The following is a 14,586-nucleotide window of genomic DNA, read 5'->3' as shown; positions in this document are numbered from 1 at the left end:
GTGGCGCAGCTCAGGGCGTCGCCAGCCCCGCTGCACTCATCGCCAGCCGCAGCAAACACGCGACCACCCCAAGCGCCAGCACACTGGCGCTCCAGATCACCACCAGCCAGGCCATGCGCTGCCACAGCGGCTTCTGCTCGCCGGCGCGCGGCGACTCCTCTGGGCGACGGGCCATCAGTGATACCCGTCCTCGGCGCTGACCTTGCCGCGAAACACGTAGTAGCTCCAGGCCGTGTACATCAGGATCAACGGCAGGATCAGCAGCGCGCCGACCAGCGTGAAGCCCTGGCTTTCGGCAGGCGCGGCGGCCTCCCAGATACTCACCGAAGGCGGGATGATGTTCGGCCACAGGCTGATGCCCAGCCCGCTGTACCCGAGGAAGATCAAGGCCAGCGTGAGCAGGAACGGCGTGTAGTTGGCATAGCGCTGGATCGAACGCAACAGCCCGAAAGCGCACAGCAGCACCAGAATCGGCACCGGCATGAAGATCAGCAGATTGGGCATGCTGAACCAGCGCTCGGCGATGTCGGGATGGGTCAGCGGCGTCCACAGGCTGACAATGCCGGTCACGGCCAGCACCGCCCAAACGAGTGGAATACCGATGTCATGCATGCGCCTCTGCAGATCACCGGCCGTGCGCATCATCAGCCAGGTGCAGCCAAGCAGCGCATAGGCGACGATCAGCGCCAGGCCGCAGAACAGCGAGAACGGCGTCAGCCAATCGAGCGCGCCACCGGCATAGGCGCGCCCCTCCACCGGCAGGCCGCTGATGAACGCACCCAGCACGACGCCCTGAAAGAAGGTCGCCGCCAGTGACCCACCGATGAACGCCCGGTCCCAGATGTGTTGGCGCTCGCGCGTGACCTTGAAGCGGAACTCGAAGGCCACGCCGCGGAAGATCAGCCCCATCAGCATGAAGATGATCGGCAGGTAGAGCGCTGACAGCACCACCGAATAGGCCAGTGGAAAGGCGGCGAACAGCCCTGCGCCGCCGAGTACCAGCCAGGTCTCGTTGCCGTCCCAGATCGGCGCAACGGTGTTCATCATCACGTCACGCTCGGAGCTGTCCCGCACGAACGGAAAGAGGATGCCGACGCCGAGATCGAAGCCGTCCATCACCACGTACATCATGATCCCGAAGATGATGATCACTGCCCAGATCAATGAAAGATCGATACCCATGGCTCAGTTCCTCTCGCCCAGTTGATCGCCCTGTTCGTGGTTTATCGCCTCGTCCGCGGCGGACAGCGGGCGCATCGGCGTGCGCGCCTCGCCCGGCCCGCCCGCTCCTTTCTCGCGCCCTTCGCTGATCACCGGGCCTTTTGTCACCAACCGCAGGACATACACCATGCCCACACCGAACACTGCGAAATAAACGACCACGAACATCGCCAGGGTAAGCCCCAGCTGCCCGGCGCCATGGTTGGATACGGCGTCCGCGGTGCGCATCACGCCGTAGATCACCCAGGGCTGGCGGCCGATCTCGGTGGTGTACCAGCCGGCGAGAATGGCGATCAGCCCGGACGGCCCCATCAACAGCGCCATCCGCAGGAACGCTCGCGAGCGGTAGAGCCGGTCACCGCGACGCAGCAACAGACTCCAGATGCCGGTGACGATCATCAGCAGCCCCAGCGCGACCATGATGCGGAACGTCCAGAACACGATGGTCGAGTTCGGCCGATCCTCGGGCGCGAAGTCCTTCAGCGCCGGGATCGGCTCGGTCAGGCTGTGATTGAGGATCAGGCTGGCGAGATAGGGAATTTCGATCTTGTAGCGGGTTTCTTCGGCTTCCATGTCCGGCCAGCCGAACAGCAGCAGCGGCGTCGGTCCGCCTTCGGAGTTGTCCCAATGCCCTTCCATCGCGGCGATCTTCGCCGGCTGGTATTCGAGGGTATTCAAGCCATGGAAGTCGCCGATCACCGCCTGCACCGGGGCCACCAGCAGCGCCATCCACATCGCCATCGAAAGCATCTTGCGGATCGCCGGGTTGTCATTGCCGCGCAGCAGGTGCCAGGCCGCCGAAGCGCCGACGATGAACGCCGTGGCGAGAAAGGCGGCGACGGCCATGTGCGCAAGACGATACGGGAACGACGGGTTGAAGATGATGGCCAGCCAGTCCACCGGCACCACCACGCCATCGATGATTTCGTGCCCCTGCGGGGTATGCATCCAGCTGTTGGAGGCAAGGATCCAGAAGGTCGAAATCAAAGTGCCGACCGCGACCATGACGGTGGAGAAGAAGTGCAGCAGCGGGCCGACACGGTTCCAGCCGAACAGCATCACGCCCAGGAAGCCTGCTTCGAGGAAGAACGCCGTCAGCACCTCATAGGTCAGCAGCGGCCCGGTCACGCTGCCGGCGAACTCCGAGTAAGCGCTCCAGTTTGTGCCGAACTGGTAGGCCATGACGATGCCGGAAACCACGCCCATGCCGAAGTTAACGGCGAAGATCTTCAGCCAGAAGTGGTAGAGGTCGCGGTAGACCTCCTGTTTGGTCTTCAGCCAGAGGCCCTCGAGCACCGCGAGATAGCTGGCAAGCCCGATGGTGATCGCGGGAAAGATGATGTGAAAGGTGATGGTGAAAGCGAACTGAACACGCGCCAGCTCGAGCGCTTCCAATCCGAACATGGGCAACTCCTCGTCAGATGACCGCCCGCGTCGTCTGTGACGGCGATTACGGGATCCAGCACAAGTGACAGCAGATCGCGCCAAGGGTGCAGCCTGATCGCCGCGGCATGTCGCTACGACCGCATGATCGACGGTCGAGCCGGGCGCACAGGCCGAAGCTATGCTGTGCGTAGCCGCGTCAGCCAGGAGTTCCGCCGGTGCAGATCCGCTCGTTCATTCCGCCCTACATCCTCGATCGCATCATCGAGCACGGTTCGCCCTATCTGCGCGGCTGTGCCCGCGAAACGCTCGGTCATGTGCTGAGCCTGCTGCCCAATCCCGGGCCGCCTCGTCCCACCGCCATCGCCGAGCTGGGCGAGCTACGCACGCCCGGCCATCCGCAACGCCGCATCCACGATGCCGAGCAGCAGATGCGGCTCCCCGGCACACTGCGGCGTCGTGAAGGCCAGCCGGCGACCGGCGACCCCGCCGTGGACGAGGCCTATGCGGCGCTTGGCCAGACCTATGCATTCTTCTGGCAGGTGTACCAGCGTGACTCGATCGATGACCTGGGCATGCCGCTGATCGGCAGCGTGCATTACGGCCAGGGCTATGAGAACGCCTTCTGGAACGGCGAGCAGATGGTCTTCGGCGATGGCGATGGCGAGCTGTTCCAGCGTTTCACCCGTTCGCTGGATGTGGTCGCTCACGAGCTGGCCCACGGTCTGATCGAGAGCGAAGCGGCGCTGTTCTACTTCAACCAGTCGGGGGCGCTCAACGAATCGGTGTCGGATGTGTTCGGCGTACTGACCAAACAGCATGCGCTCGGCCAGACGGCCGCCGAAGCCGACTGGCTGGTCGGCGCCGAACTCTTGACCGACAAGGTCAACGGCGTGGCGCTGCGCTCGATGGCCAATCCCGGCACGGCCTACGACGACCCGCTGCTCGGCCGCGATCCGCAACCGGCACATATGCGCGACTACGTTGAAACCCGCCAGGACAACGGTGGCGTGCATCTGAACTCGGGCATTCCCAACCGCGCCTTCTACCTGGCCGCCACTGCGCTTGGCGGATACGCCTGGGAACAGGCCGGACGCATCTGGTACGACACCATCTGCGACAAGCAATTGCCGAACGATGCCGACTTCGTGACGTTCGCCAATGCAACGCTGAGCCACGCCGCCCGCTCGTTCGGCCGGCAGTCCAGGCAGGTCGACGCGCTGCAGCAGGCCTGGTTCGAGGTCGGTGTGCTGCAACGGTGAGGAGACGAGATGAAGATGCCGCCGCTGGGACCCGATACCTCACTGCGCTTGAGCCGCGAAGGAGGCCTTGTCGCCGCCCCAGGACTTGCCCGGCCGCGCCGGATCGCCTTTACCGGCTGTGATCCCGCGCAGCGCCAGGCGCTCTGTGCGGTACTGGAGCGCTGCCTGCCGATAGCCAGCAAGACGGTTGGCGCTGGTGACCAGCGCTTCTTTCGGGTCGAACTGCACTACCGCCGCGAAGATGCCGACGCCGAGCTTGTTCTGCAGATCCCCGAGGATCGCGCGCCGCAGGAACTGGTGCAGCTATGGCGCGATGGTGCCATTCCCGGCGAGTCGGACTGACAGCCGCGCGCTCACAGCTCGATGGTTCCGCCGCCCTCGAGCAAGGCGGTCAGCTGCTCGGCCGGCAGCGGGCGCGACAGGAGGTAGCCCTGGAACTCGTCGCAGCCGTAACGACGCAGGTAGTCGAACTGCGGCAGGTTCTCCACACCCTCTGCCACCACCGTCTTGTGCAGGCTCTTGCCCAGCGAAATGGCAGCACGGGCGATCATTGCCACTTCCTCCTCCTGCTCAAGCCCGGTGACCAGCGAGCGATCGATCTTGATGATGTCCAGCGGAAAACGCCGCAGGTAGCTGAGCGACGAATAGCCGGTGCCGAAATCGTCCATGGCCAGACGAAAGCCGAGCGCCTTGAACTCGGCGAGTATCGAGACCGCGCGTGTGCCGTCGCCGAGAAAAACGGTCTCGGTGATCTCCAGCTCGACCTGGCTTGCCGGTAGCCCCGCGTCGTCGAGCACCGCGGCAACCCGCTCGACCACGTCGTCACCGAGAAACAGCAGCGGCGACAGGTTCACCGCAATCAGCAAGGGTACTGCGCGCCCCTCGTTCCAGGCCCGCGCGGCATTGAAGGCCTGGCGCAGTATGGCCAGGGTCAGCGGCATGATCAGCCCGCTCTCCTCGGCCACGGCGATGAAGCGATCAGGGCCGATCACGCCCAGCTCGTGATGGGTCCAGCGTGCCAGCGCCTCGACGCCAACGATGCGGCACGAGGCATCCACCTTCGGCTGGTAGTGCACGGAGAATTCGTCTCGCTCCAGTGCGATGCGCATCGCCGCTTCCAGATTCAAGCGCTCATCCGCGACCCGATTAAGGTCGTGAATGAAGAACTGGAACGTGTTACGGCCACGCTTCTTCGCCGCATACATGGCGATATCGGCGTGCTTGAGCAGCGTTTGCGCATCCTCGCCGTCATCCGGGAACATCGCCACGCCCAGGCTGGCACCGATCTGGAACTCGCGACCGGCAAGCGTGACCGGGCGACGAATCTCGTTCAGCACGCGTTCGAGCAGCGAAATCACCGTGCTGACGCGATAGTGGTCGCTGAGCACCAGGACGAACTCGTCACCGCCAACGCGCGCCACCGTATCGGAACTCCGCAGGCACCCGGACAGACGCCTGGCAATGCTCTTGAGCAACTCGTCCCCGGCGACGTGACCAAGACCGTCGTTGATGAACTTGAAATTGTCCAGGTCGATGAATACCAGCGTCAGGTAGTAGCCCAGTCGCGCCGCACGGGCCAGCCCCTGATCGATGCGGTCATTGAGCAGGATGCGGTTGGGCAGCCCCGTCAGCAGGTCATGGTTGGCCTGGCGCTCCAGCTGCTGCTGGTAATGCTTGCGCTCGGAAATGTCCTGCACCGTCCCTTCATAACAGATGAATTCGCCGTTGGCGCCGCGCACCACATGGGCGTTCTCGGATATCCAGATCCGCACGCCATCACGCCGATAGACCTCGGACTCGAAATTGAGCACCTCACCGTGCTGTTCCATCAGCTGGCAGAACACCTCGCGGCGCCCACCCTGGACATACAGGCGACGCTCGATGTCAGCCAGGTCGGCGACCAGCTCGGTGGCGCTTTCATAGCCGTAGATGCGCGCCAGCGCCGGATTGGCGGCCAGGTAACGGCCATCGCGCGTCGACTGGAAAATACCTTCGGAGGCGTTCTCGAAAATGCTTCGGTAGCGCAGCTCCGCCTGCTCCAGCGCCTCGAGCACCGCGCGCTGGGCACTGATGTCCTCGATGAACCCCTCAATGACGATTTCGCCCTGCTCGTTCGGCACGGCCACACCACGTTCGAGGACCCACTTCAGGTTGCCCGCGGCGGTGCGTATCCGGTACTGCGTCGAAAAACGCCCCTGGCGGATGATTGCCGCATCGACAGCCCGCCGCACCCGTGCGCGGTCGTCCGGGTGGGTGATCTGCTCCCAGCTGATGCAGGCGTCGTCGACCAAATCGGCTGCACGGTAGCCACACAGCCCCAACGCGCCCTGGCTGACGAAGATCATGGTCCAGGCCGCATCGTTGCGGCAGCGATAGGCCATGCCTTCGAGGTTGTTGACCAGCGTGTCGAGAACACGAGGGCGATCGAGCACCTCGCAACTGAGCAGGCTGCCTGGACGGTTGGTTGCGGCTGAAGATTCTTGGGTCATTGCGTGTCTTGACGAAGGTCCTGCCGCCAGGCCACAGCGCGCATGCGACAGGCTCGCAAAGCCGGTCGGCAGGAAAAGGCAGAAAGCCCACGCACAGCAAGAAACGCTCCACCACAGGGCACTTGGCCATCACTCGGAATCCGAGCCCGCCGTTTGCCTGGCCCTGTGCACCAGCAAGATGCATCACAGCAGGCAATCGCACCGATTTCAGGCACAAGGAAGACAGCCACGACCTGTGCCACTCGCCGCTTCGGAAACCCAAGTGGCTGCGGGCTGTGTCATGCCTAGGGCCACCAGACTGACGAGCAGTGACACCAGCCGCGGCTCAGATGTGATCGCAGGGCCGTTGCCGATATGCGGCGTGGGCGGTCAGCAGCTGCTGCCAGTCCTGTTCCACCATGACTGCGCAATGACGCCGGAGCTGGCGCAGGTCATGCCGGGCCGCGGCATGGCGGCGCAGCCGACGCCGGCTCTTTTCCAGATCGAGCAGGGCCACCTCCACCCGCGCCGCATCGCCTTCACCATGGACCTTCAGGAAGATGTGCTTGGGATAGCAGCACCCATGCTGCCAGTGCGCCTGATGGATGCGCGCGAGGGTCATCCCGACCGCCGCGAGCATGCGCGCCTGGACCGCCGGACCGAAGCGTTGTCCCAGATCCTGTAGATACCAGTCCTCCAGGCTGACGAAGCCCTGCAGTTCTGCCGTCACCAGCAGCGCCTGCCACTGGCCGGCCTGCTGTCGCGTGCCGCAGTAGACCAGCTCCGGTACCCGCACGCCGAGCCGGGTAAAGGCCAGCAGCGCCTGCAGTTCGCGCAGCACCGTGGGCCGGCCGAACGGATGCAGCAGCGAGCGATACAAGTGGCCGATCTGACGTTTGCAGTAGAGCAGCGGCTGCTCTGGATCGCGCCGCCGTATCCGTTGCACGCCGCTTTCGCCGTCGCGACGCTGGTTGGGTTCCTCGACCCATTCGCCCTGGGTGTTCCACCAGCGCTGGAAGGTACTGGTTCGCGCCTCGCGGGCCGGCAGTACGAGTGGTCGGCTCATGTTCAACCCCGCTTGCGCAGCACGTAGACGCGCCACATGGCATAGCCCGGGAGGAAGTCATTGCGGTCAAGGATGTCGAAACCGGCCGCGGCGAACTCCGCCTCGATCACCGAGCGCGCAACGACGAAGCGGTTCTGGTTGTCCTTGGCCGGCCGGCGGCGCTCCAGGCGCTTGCGCTTCCAGGCCTTGTAGTTGCCATCGACCCACAGTGAGACGATCAGCGTGTCTCGGGTGACCCGATGGAATTCGCGCAGCATCGCCAGCCGATGCGCCGGGTCAGCGATGTGGTGCAGCAGGCGCATGCAGAAGATGTTGTCCACCGCGTTGTCGCCCATGTCGATGGCGAAGGCCGAGGTCTGGAAGCTTTCGACCCGGTAAAGAAGCTCCTGCGGCTGCGCCGACTCGGCGATCGCCAGCATGTCGGCGGAGTTGTCGGCGGCGAAGATCATCCGGCTTGGATGCTCGGCCAGCAGCGGCCAGAAGCGCCCGGCACCGCAGGGCAGATCGAGCACCAGATCGGGGTCGCCGGCGATTCGCAGCGCACGGCGCGCCATCTGCTCGTCACGCCAGTGCGACAGCCGCCGGGCAAGACCATCCTGATGCTTGTGCAGGTATTCGTAGGCGTGCTGGCGGTCGTACTTGCGCGAGAACTCCAGTTCGATGGGGCTCGATGTGGTCATGGCGGGCATTCCGGTTGGAAACGGAACGCCAAACTAACCAGACAGACATCAAGGCTCCGTCAACGGGATGTGAAAAAAACGTCAAACCGCGCCGTCATGAAAGCGCACCTGAAAGCAGCTGCCCTGCGGTTGCCGCGGCACCACGCCAACCTGCCAGCCCTGGTGCGCGCAGATCCGCTTGACCAGCGACAGTCCCAGTCCCAGCCCTTCGCCGCGCCCCTCGGCGCCCCGCACGAACGGCTGGAACATGCGCTCCTGCTCCGCCAGCGGAATGCCCACGCCGCTGTCCTCGACGCGAAAGCCACCTTCGTCGAGGACCAGCCGCACCGTGCCGCGGTCGGTGTAATGCAGTGCGTTGCGCAGCAGGTTGGACATCACCGTGCCGAGCAGGGTGTGGTTGTAGACGCCGCGGTCCTCGCCCTCCTCCAACAGCTCGAAAGCCAGGCCCTTTTCCGCCAGCAACGGTGCCCAGCGCTCGCTCTGCTCGGTCGCCACGCTCCGCAAGCTGGCGTCACCGGCCAAGGACGTCTGTTGCGGACGCGCCCGTGCCAGCATCAGGAAGGTTTCCACCAGCTCGTGCATTTCCTGCGCGGCGCGCTGGATGCGCGCCAGCGGTCGCTGCGCGGCTGGCGACAGCTCGGCCTGCTGCTCGAGCAGCTCGCAGGCGCCGAGCACCACCATCAGCGGCGTGCGCAGTTCATGGCTGACATCGGCGGTGAACAGCCGCTCACGCTCCAGGGTCTGGCGCAGCTGGCCGAGGGTGCTGTCGAACGCCGCGGCCAGATGGCCGACCTCGTCATCGGGATACTGCAGGGCCAGCGGCGGCGCCAGCGGATGCAGCTGGTCGCGGTGGCGCACCTGGTTGGCCAGGCGACTGACCGGTGCCAATACCCGGTCGGCCATCAGCCGCCCCAGCGCCCAGGCACCCAGCACGCTGAGCAGAAAGCCGGCCAGCACGACGTTGAACAGCGCATCCTCACGGGCCTCGAACTCGTGCTGCTCCTGCACCAGCACGTAGCGCTCAGCGCCGACCTTGCGCACATAGACATAGTAGGCATCGTCCCCGCGAACCAGCTCGGTGAACCCCTCGCCGAGCCCGGCAAACGCCTTTGGCATCGGGTGCTCGGGCAGATGCGAGGCGAAGAAGTGGGTGCTGGTATCCAGCTGCGGTGTCCGCCCGTTTGGCAGGTCCTCGTTGAGCACGATGTCCAGGTCGCGACTCAGCTCCTCGGTGACCAGCTGCTCCTCGATGAAGTGCACCACACCGACGATGCCGAGGGCGAACGCCCCACTTACCACCAGCGTCATCAGCGTGAAGGCGATGACGATCCGCCGCGCCAGCGGCTGCTTAGCGAGCATCGCAGTCCTCCGCCAGGCGAAAGCCGAGGCCATGCACGGTATGCAGCAGCGGCTTGGCGAAGGGTTTGTCGAGCACCTGGCGCAGCTGGTGGATATGGCTGCGCAACGCATCGCTGTCCGGCACGTGATCACCCCAGACGGCTTCCTCCAGCGCTTCGCGGCGCACCACCGCCGGGCTGCGCTGCATGAGGATCGCCAGCAGCTTGTGGCCGATGGGGTTGAGGCGGATCGGCTGGCCGTCACGGCTGGCTTCCAGGGTATCCAGGTCGTAGCAGAGATCGGCCACCTGCAGCTGCCGCCGGCGCGGTCCCTGGCAGCGCCGCAGGATCGCCTCGATACGAGCGACCAGCTCGGACAGCGCGAAGGGTTTGATCAGATAGTCGTCGGCACCGGCCTGCAGCCCCTTGATACGGTCAGGCAGGGCATCGCGGGCGGTGAGCATGATGATCGGCGTATCGCGCCCGGCATCGTCACGCAGGCGCTTGCACACCTGCAGTCCGTCGATGCCCGGCAGCATCAGGTCCAGCACGATCAAGTCGTAGTCCTGCGTGGCGGCCAGGTGCAGGCCGCTGAGGCCGTCCTGCGCGCAGTCGACCACGTAGCCCTTGAGCTCCAGGTAATCGAGCACGTTGGCGAGGATGTCACGGTTGTCTTCGATGACCAGGATGCGCATCGCTGGGGTACTCGCTAGAAGTTTCGGAACGGCAGACGCTGCTTATTACGCCTGCGCGCGGCGCAGAACATAGCCGAGACGATGTGAAAAAAACGTCGCCTCGCCAGCCGCGCATTTAGCCCCGCGCGGCTTAAGACTGCCTTAAGTTTGCCCACCAACAATCGGCCCAGGCTTCTAACCGAGGTTCCCCGATGGAACTGCCCTGGGTTGATCACACTGACATACTGGCCCGCATCGGCCGCGAGCCATCGCTCTGCCTGCAACTGACGCAGGCCGGCGAGGACCCGCGACGGCTGGCCCTGGAAGACTTCATTCGCCAGCGTTTCGCCGAGCACTACGGGGCGCGGGTGCGCCACTTCATGCCCTGCCTGCTCGGCCTGCATGGCGACGGCGGCCAGGTGCAGGGCGCGGTCGGCCTGCGCAGCGCGCAACGCCGCCCGCTGTTTCTCGAACGCTATCTGGACGAACCGATCGAGCAGGCCGTTGCCCGCCGCAGCGGCCGCCCGGTGCCGCGCGAGGAGATTGTCGAGGTCGGCAACCTGGCGGCCTTTGGCAATGCCTCGGCGCGGCTCTTGATCGTCGCGCTGACCGATCTGCTGGTCGCTCAGGGCTTTCGTTGGGTGGTGTTCACCGGCACGCCGGCCTTGCTCAACAGCTTCCAGCGCCTGGCCCTGGAGCCGCTGCCACTGGGGCCGGCCGACGCGACGCGAATGGGCGACGAGCTGGCCGACTGGGGCAGCTACTACGCCAGCCGCCCGCAATTGATGGCCGGCGAGATCCTGCCAGGGCACCAGCGCCTGCTGCAGCTGGGCATCTACGCGCGGCTCGGCTACCAGCCGCTGTTCACCGGCGAGGTGCCCCATGCAGCCTGCAGCTGAACGTTTCTGGGCGACGCTTGAACGGCACAGCGGCATCGCCCTGGTCGAAGGCCCGCGCCAACTGAGCTACGCCGAATTGCGCCACGAGGTGGCCGCACGCGCCAGCCAGCTGCAACAACTCGGTGTGCAGCGCGTCGCCCTGGCGCTGGACAACGGCCTGGACTGGGCGCTGTGGGATCTGGCGCTGCTGCGCGCCGGACTGGTCTGCGTGCCGCTGCCGGGGTTCTTTTCCCCGGCGCAGCAGGAGCATGTGCTGAACCACGCCGGCATCGACTGCCTGATCGGCGCCAGCAGCCCGCTCAGCGAGCGCTGCGGCTTCCAGCCGGGTGACGCCGGCTTGCAACTGCGCCAGCCGGACACCGTCACGCCGGTGCCCGACGGCACGCTGAAGATCACCTACACCTCCGGCACCACCGGGCAGCCCAAGGGCGTCTGCCTGGATGCCGAGGCACAGCTGGCGGTGGCCGAAAGCCTGTGGCAGGCCAGCCTGCCGTGTGAAGTGCGGCAACACCTGTGCGTGCTGCCGCTGGCGACACTGCTGGAAAACATCGCCGGGCTCTACGCGCCGCTGCTGGCCGGTGCGCGGATCGAGCTGCACCCGCTGGCCGAAATCGGTTTCAGCGGCGCCGCAGGTTTCGATCTGCCGCGCTTTCTCGCGACGCTGAACGATAACCGGCCGCACAGCCTGATCCTGCTGCCGCAGCTGCTGCTGGCGCTGGTCAGCGCCGCCGAACAGGGCGTACCGCTGCCGACGTCGCTGCGCTTTATCGCCGTCGGTGGCGGTCGCGTGGCGCCGCAACTCCTGGAACGCGCCGGGCACCTCGGGCTGCCGGTGTACGAAGGCTACGGGCTGTCCGAATGCGCCTCGGTGGTCTGCCTGAACACGCCGGAGGCACGGCGCATCGGCACGGTCGGCCGGTCCTTGCCGCACGTCGAGCTGCGCCTGGCCGACGACGGCGAGGTACTGGTGCGCGGCCCGCACATGCTCGGCTACCTCGGCGAGCCGCCGCTCACCGGCGAGTGGCTGGCGACCGGTGACCTCGGCCATTTCGAGGACGGTTTCCTGACCCTGCACGGACGCAAGAAGCACCAGTTCGTCACCGCCTACGGGCGCAACGTCAACCCGGAATGGGTGGAGGCCGAACTGGTTCAGCAGGCGCCGATCGCCCAGGCCTGGCTGCATGGCGAGGCGCTGGCGCAGAACGTCGCGGTGCTGGTGCCACGCCGCCCCGACCTGAGGGACGCCGAGCTGCGAGCGGCAGTGGAGCGGGTCAATGCCGGCCTGCCTGACTACGCCCGCGTACACCGGTGGCTGCGTGCCGATGCGCCGTTCAGCGCCAGCAACGGCCTGGCCACCGCCAACGGCCGCCTGCGTCGCAATGCCCTCTTCAACCATTACCAATCGGCGATCAACGCCCTTCAGTCCTGACTTTCGAGGTTCACCATGAATTTCTTCGACCAGTTGCAACACCAGACCAGCGCCGAACGCGAATACCTGCTGGCCGCGCCGATCATCCATTCGGCGCTCGACGGCAGCGCCACCCTTGAGCAGTACATCGCTTTCCTCACCCAGGCCTACCACCACGTCAAGCACACCGTACCGCTGCTGATGGCCTGTGGCGCTCGCCTGCCGGAGCGACTGGAATGGCTGCGCGAAGCGATCGCCGAGTACATCGAGGAGGAAATCGGCCACCAGGAGTGGATCCTCAACGACATCCGCGCTTGCGGCGGCGATGCCGAGGCGGTGCGCCACGGTCAGCCGGCGCTGCCTACCGAGTTGATGGTCGCCTATGTCTACGACCGCATCGCCCGGCACAACCCGGCGAGTTTCTTCGGCATGGTCAACGTGCTGGAAGGCACCAGCATCGCCCTTGCCACCCAGGCCGCCGGCGTGCTGCAGGACAAACTCCAGCTGCCGGCCAAGGCGTTCAGCTACCTGACCTCCCACGGCAGCCTGGACATGGAGCACATCGAGTTCTTCAAGAAGCTGATGAACCGCCTCGACAACGAGGACGACAAGGCCGCGGTGGTGCACACCGCCCGCGTGGTCTATCGCCTCTACGGCGACATCTTCCGCAGCCTGACCGCAGCGGAGCACGACCATGCAACTGCGTGACGCGCGCATCCTGCTCACCGGCGCCAGCGGCGGTATCGGCCAGCTGCTGGTCGAACAGCTCTGTGCCCAGGGTGCGCAATTGCTGCTGGTGGGGCGCGGCAGCATTGCCCTGGAAACCCTGGCCCGCCGTTATCCCGCGCAGATCAGCCTGGTCACGGCCGACCTCAGCCAGCGCAACGGACGACAGCTGGTGCTGGACGCCGCGCGGCGCTTCGGCGGGCTCAATTGCCTGGTCAATGCCGCCGGGATCAACCAGTTCAGCCTGCTGGAGAGCCAGAGCGAGGACGCCATCGCCCGGCTGATCGAACTCAACGTCACCGCCACCCTACAGCTGACCCACCTGCTGCTGCCGCTGCTGCGCCAGCAACCACAGGCGCTGCTGGTCAACCTCGGTTCGACCTTTGGTTCGATCGGCTTTCCCGGCTTCGCCGCCTACTGCGCGAGCAAGTTCGCCCTGCGCGGTTTCTCCGAGGCGTTGCGCCGCGAGTTGGCCGACAGCCAGATCAAGGTGCTCTACATCGCTCCGCGCGCCACCCGCACGGCCATGAACAGCGCCCAGGTGGTGGCGATGAACGACGAGCTGAAGGTGGAAATGGACGACCCCCGCGAGGTCGCCGAGCAGATCCTGCGCGCCATCGTCAGCGAGCGCGAAGAGCTCTACCTCGGCTGGCCGGAAAAACTCTTCGTGCGCTTCAACGGCCTGCTGCCGCGACTGGTCGACCTGGCGCTGCGCAAGCAGCTGCCGGTGGTCAAGCGCTTCGCCCGCGCAGAACAACCACAGCCACCCGCATCACAACCCACCTCCACCGGAGAACACCCATGAAGCCTCTGCTCGGCCTCTGCGCCCTGATGCTGGCCCTCGCCAGCCAACTCTCCTTCGCCCTCAGTCCGGCCGGTGAATCGTCACTGCGCCAGATCCAGACGCACTGGGCGGAGATCAACTACCAGACGCCAGAGGCAAAGCGCGAAGCCGCCTTCGCCAAACTGGCCGACGAGGCGAAACAGGTCGTGGCCTCCGAGCCGAACGCCGCCGAGCTGCATGTCTGGCACGGCATCGTGCTCAGTACCTGGGCCGGCGCCAAGGGCGGTCTCGGCGCGCTGGCACTGGTCAAACAGGCCAAGGCCGAATTCGAAAAGGCCATCGAGCTCGACGCCACGGCGCTGGATGGTTCGGCCTATACCAGCCTGGCCAGCCTCTACTATCAGGTGCCCGGCTGGCCGATCGGCTTCGGCGACGAGGACAAGGCCGAGGCGCTGTTCCAGCAGGCACTGGCGCTGAACCCGAACGGTATCGACCCGAACTATTTCCACGGCGATTTCCTGCTGCGCCAGAAGCGCTACGGCGAAGCGCGCACGGCGCTGGAAAAAGCGCTCGCCGCGCCGGCCCGCCCCGGTCGTGAAGTCGCCGATGCCGGGCGCCGCGACGAAGCTCGTGCGCTGCTCGCGCAGGTCAAGGAAAAGCTGGAATAACCGGCTGCGG

The 14,586-nt window shown here is 65.7% G+C and carries 15 protein-coding genes; 7 read left to right on the top strand and 8 right to left on the bottom strand.

The window, feature by feature from the left end; genetic code table 11:
- Positions 1–10: 10 nt before the first annotated feature.
- From OUY36_RS09510 to OUY36_RS09500, 3 genes are read right to left on the bottom strand one after another with little or no spacing between them, the layout of a single operon-like run.
- The gene (locus OUY36_RS09510) at positions 11–175 is read right to left on the bottom strand and encodes a DUF2474 domain-containing protein (protein WP_267937784.1); all 165 of its coding nucleotides are present in this window, start codon (positions 173–175) and stop codon (positions 11–13) included.
- Positions 175–1,182, bottom strand: a complete 1,008-nt coding sequence (gene cydB / locus OUY36_RS09505; protein ID WP_102841329.1) for a cytochrome d ubiquinol oxidase subunit II — start codon at positions 1,180–1,182, stop codon at positions 175–177. The genes OUY36_RS09510 and cydB overlap by 1 nt, the downstream gene beginning before the upstream one ends.
- Before the next feature lie 3 nt (positions 1,183–1,185).
- The gene (locus OUY36_RS09500; protein WP_267937781.1) at positions 1,186–2,625 is read right to left on the bottom strand and encodes a cytochrome ubiquinol oxidase subunit I; all 1,440 of its coding nucleotides are present in this window, start codon (positions 2,623–2,625) and stop codon (positions 1,186–1,188) included.
- Between the two features lie 197 nt (positions 2,626–2,822).
- Between OUY36_RS09500 and OUY36_RS09495 the strand changes: the two genes are divergently transcribed.
- Together OUY36_RS09495 and OUY36_RS09490 are read left to right on the top strand one after the other, a co-directional pair.
- The gene (locus OUY36_RS09495; RefSeq protein WP_267937779.1) at positions 2,823–3,866 is read left to right on the top strand and encodes a M4 family metallopeptidase; all 1,044 of its coding nucleotides are present in this window, start codon (positions 2,823–2,825) and stop codon (positions 3,864–3,866) included.
- A 9-nt stretch (positions 3,867–3,875) separates the two neighbouring features.
- Positions 3,876–4,208, top strand: a complete 333-nt coding sequence (locus OUY36_RS09490) for a protealysin inhibitor emfourin (protein ID WP_267932673.1) — start codon at positions 3,876–3,878, stop codon at positions 4,206–4,208.
- Between the two features lie 11 nt (positions 4,209–4,219).
- Here the strand turns inward: OUY36_RS09490 and OUY36_RS09485 are convergent, their stop codons facing one another.
- The 5 genes from OUY36_RS09485 to OUY36_RS09465 form a co-directional block, all read right to left on the bottom strand.
- On the bottom strand, positions 4,220–6,355 hold the full coding sequence (locus OUY36_RS09485) for a putative bifunctional diguanylate cyclase/phosphodiesterase (RefSeq protein WP_267937777.1): 2,136 nt from the start codon (positions 6,353–6,355) through the stop codon (positions 4,220–4,222).
- 325 nt (positions 6,356–6,680) lie between these two features.
- Positions 6,681–7,400 (bottom strand): lipopolysaccharide kinase InaA family protein, encoded by a 720-nt coding sequence (locus tag OUY36_RS09480; protein WP_267937775.1) that lies wholly within the window; start codon positions 7,398–7,400, stop codon positions 6,681–6,683.
- Between the two features lie 2 nt (positions 7,401–7,402).
- Positions 7,403–8,080 carry a class I SAM-dependent methyltransferase gene (locus tag OUY36_RS09475; protein ID WP_267937773.1) on the bottom strand — a complete coding sequence of 226 codons (678 nt, stop codon included), beginning with the start codon at positions 8,078–8,080 and terminating at the stop codon, positions 7,403–7,405.
- An 81-nt stretch (positions 8,081–8,161) separates the two neighbouring features.
- A complete protein-coding gene (locus tag OUY36_RS09470; RefSeq protein WP_267937771.1) occupies positions 8,162–9,439 on the bottom strand; it encodes a sensor histidine kinase in 1,278 nt (425 codons plus the stop codon).
- Positions 9,429–10,112: a response regulator transcription factor gene (locus OUY36_RS09465; protein ID WP_102841337.1), complete on the bottom strand. Its 684-nt coding sequence runs from the start codon at positions 10,110–10,112 to the stop codon at positions 9,429–9,431. The genes OUY36_RS09470 and OUY36_RS09465 overlap by 11 nt, the downstream gene beginning before the upstream one ends.
- A gap of 191 nt (positions 10,113–10,303) precedes the next feature.
- Between OUY36_RS09465 and OUY36_RS09460 the strand changes: the two genes are divergently transcribed.
- From OUY36_RS09460 to OUY36_RS09440, 5 genes are read left to right on the top strand one after another with little or no spacing between them, the layout of a single operon-like run.
- Positions 10,304–10,990 (top strand): thermostable hemolysin, encoded by a 687-nt coding sequence (locus tag OUY36_RS09460; RefSeq protein ID WP_200629948.1) that lies wholly within the window; start codon positions 10,304–10,306, stop codon positions 10,988–10,990.
- On the top strand, positions 10,974–12,419 hold the full coding sequence (locus OUY36_RS09455; protein WP_267937768.1) for an AMP-binding protein: 1,446 nt from the start codon (positions 10,974–10,976) through the stop codon (positions 12,417–12,419). Before OUY36_RS09460 ends, OUY36_RS09455 begins: the two co-directional genes overlap by 17 nt.
- A gap of 15 nt (positions 12,420–12,434) precedes the next feature.
- Positions 12,435–13,106 carry a TenA family transcriptional regulator gene (locus OUY36_RS09450; RefSeq protein WP_102841340.1) on the top strand — a complete coding sequence of 224 codons (672 nt, stop codon included), beginning with the start codon at positions 12,435–12,437 and terminating at the stop codon, positions 13,104–13,106.
- Complete coding sequence (locus OUY36_RS09445; protein ID WP_267937766.1) at positions 13,093–13,929, top strand: SDR family oxidoreductase; 837 nt, start codon at positions 13,093–13,095, stop codon at positions 13,927–13,929. Before OUY36_RS09450 ends, OUY36_RS09445 begins: the two co-directional genes overlap by 14 nt.
- Positions 13,926–14,576: a tetratricopeptide repeat protein gene (locus OUY36_RS09440; RefSeq protein WP_267937763.1), complete on the top strand. Its 651-nt coding sequence runs from the start codon at positions 13,926–13,928 to the stop codon at positions 14,574–14,576. The genes OUY36_RS09445 and OUY36_RS09440 overlap by 4 nt, the downstream gene beginning before the upstream one ends.
- Positions 14,577–14,586 lie beyond the last annotated feature (10 nt).

Origin of the sequence: Stutzerimonas sp. R40042, from assembly GCF_026642215.1 — a bacterium.
Taxonomy (GTDB): Bacteria; Pseudomonadota; Gammaproteobacteria; order Pseudomonadales; family Pseudomonadaceae; genus Stutzerimonas; species Stutzerimonas frequens.
The sequence above is the reverse complement of the archived record's forward strand: the minus strand, read 5'-3'. Positions and strand labels throughout refer to the sequence as shown.

Coding starts and splice junctions, on each gene's coding strand:
- OUY36_RS09510 (WP_267937784.1), bottom strand. CDS start 175: ATGGCCCGTCGCCCAGAGGAGTCGCCGCGCGCCGGCGAGCAGAAGCCG.
- cydB (WP_102841329.1), bottom strand. CDS start 1,182: ATGGGTATCGATCTTTCATTGATCTGGGCAGTGATCATCATCTTCGGG.
- OUY36_RS09500 (WP_267937781.1), bottom strand. CDS start 2,625: ATGTTCGGATTGGAAGCGCTCGAGCTGGCGCGTGTTCAGTTCGCTTTC.
- OUY36_RS09490 (WP_267932673.1), top strand. CDS start 3,876: ATGAAGATGCCGCCGCTGGGACCCGATACCTCACTGCGCTTGAGCCGC.
- OUY36_RS09485 (WP_267937777.1), bottom strand. CDS start 6,355: ATGACCCAAGAATCTTCAGCCGCAACCAACCGTCCAGGCAGCCTGCTC.
- OUY36_RS09480 (WP_267937775.1), bottom strand. CDS start 7,400: ATGAGCCGACCACTCGTACTGCCGGCCCGCGAGGCGCGAACCAGTACC.
- OUY36_RS09475 (WP_267937773.1), bottom strand. CDS start 8,080: ATGACCACATCGAGCCCCATCGAACTGGAGTTCTCGCGCAAGTACGAC.
- OUY36_RS09470 (WP_267937771.1), bottom strand. CDS start 9,439: ATGCTCGCTAAGCAGCCGCTGGCGCGGCGGATCGTCATCGCCTTCACG.
- OUY36_RS09465 (WP_102841337.1), bottom strand. CDS start 10,112: ATGCGCATCCTGGTCATCGAAGACAACCGTGACATCCTCGCCAACGTG.
- OUY36_RS09460 (WP_200629948.1), top strand. CDS start 10,304: ATGGAACTGCCCTGGGTTGATCACACTGACATACTGGCCCGCATCGGC.
- OUY36_RS09455 (WP_267937768.1), top strand. CDS start 10,974: ATGCAGCCTGCAGCTGAACGTTTCTGGGCGACGCTTGAACGGCACAGC.
- OUY36_RS09450 (WP_102841340.1), top strand. CDS start 12,435: ATGAATTTCTTCGACCAGTTGCAACACCAGACCAGCGCCGAACGCGAA.
- OUY36_RS09445 (WP_267937766.1), top strand. CDS start 13,093: ATGCAACTGCGTGACGCGCGCATCCTGCTCACCGGCGCCAGCGGCGGT.
- OUY36_RS09440 (WP_267937763.1), top strand. CDS start 13,926: ATGAAGCCTCTGCTCGGCCTCTGCGCCCTGATGCTGGCCCTCGCCAGC.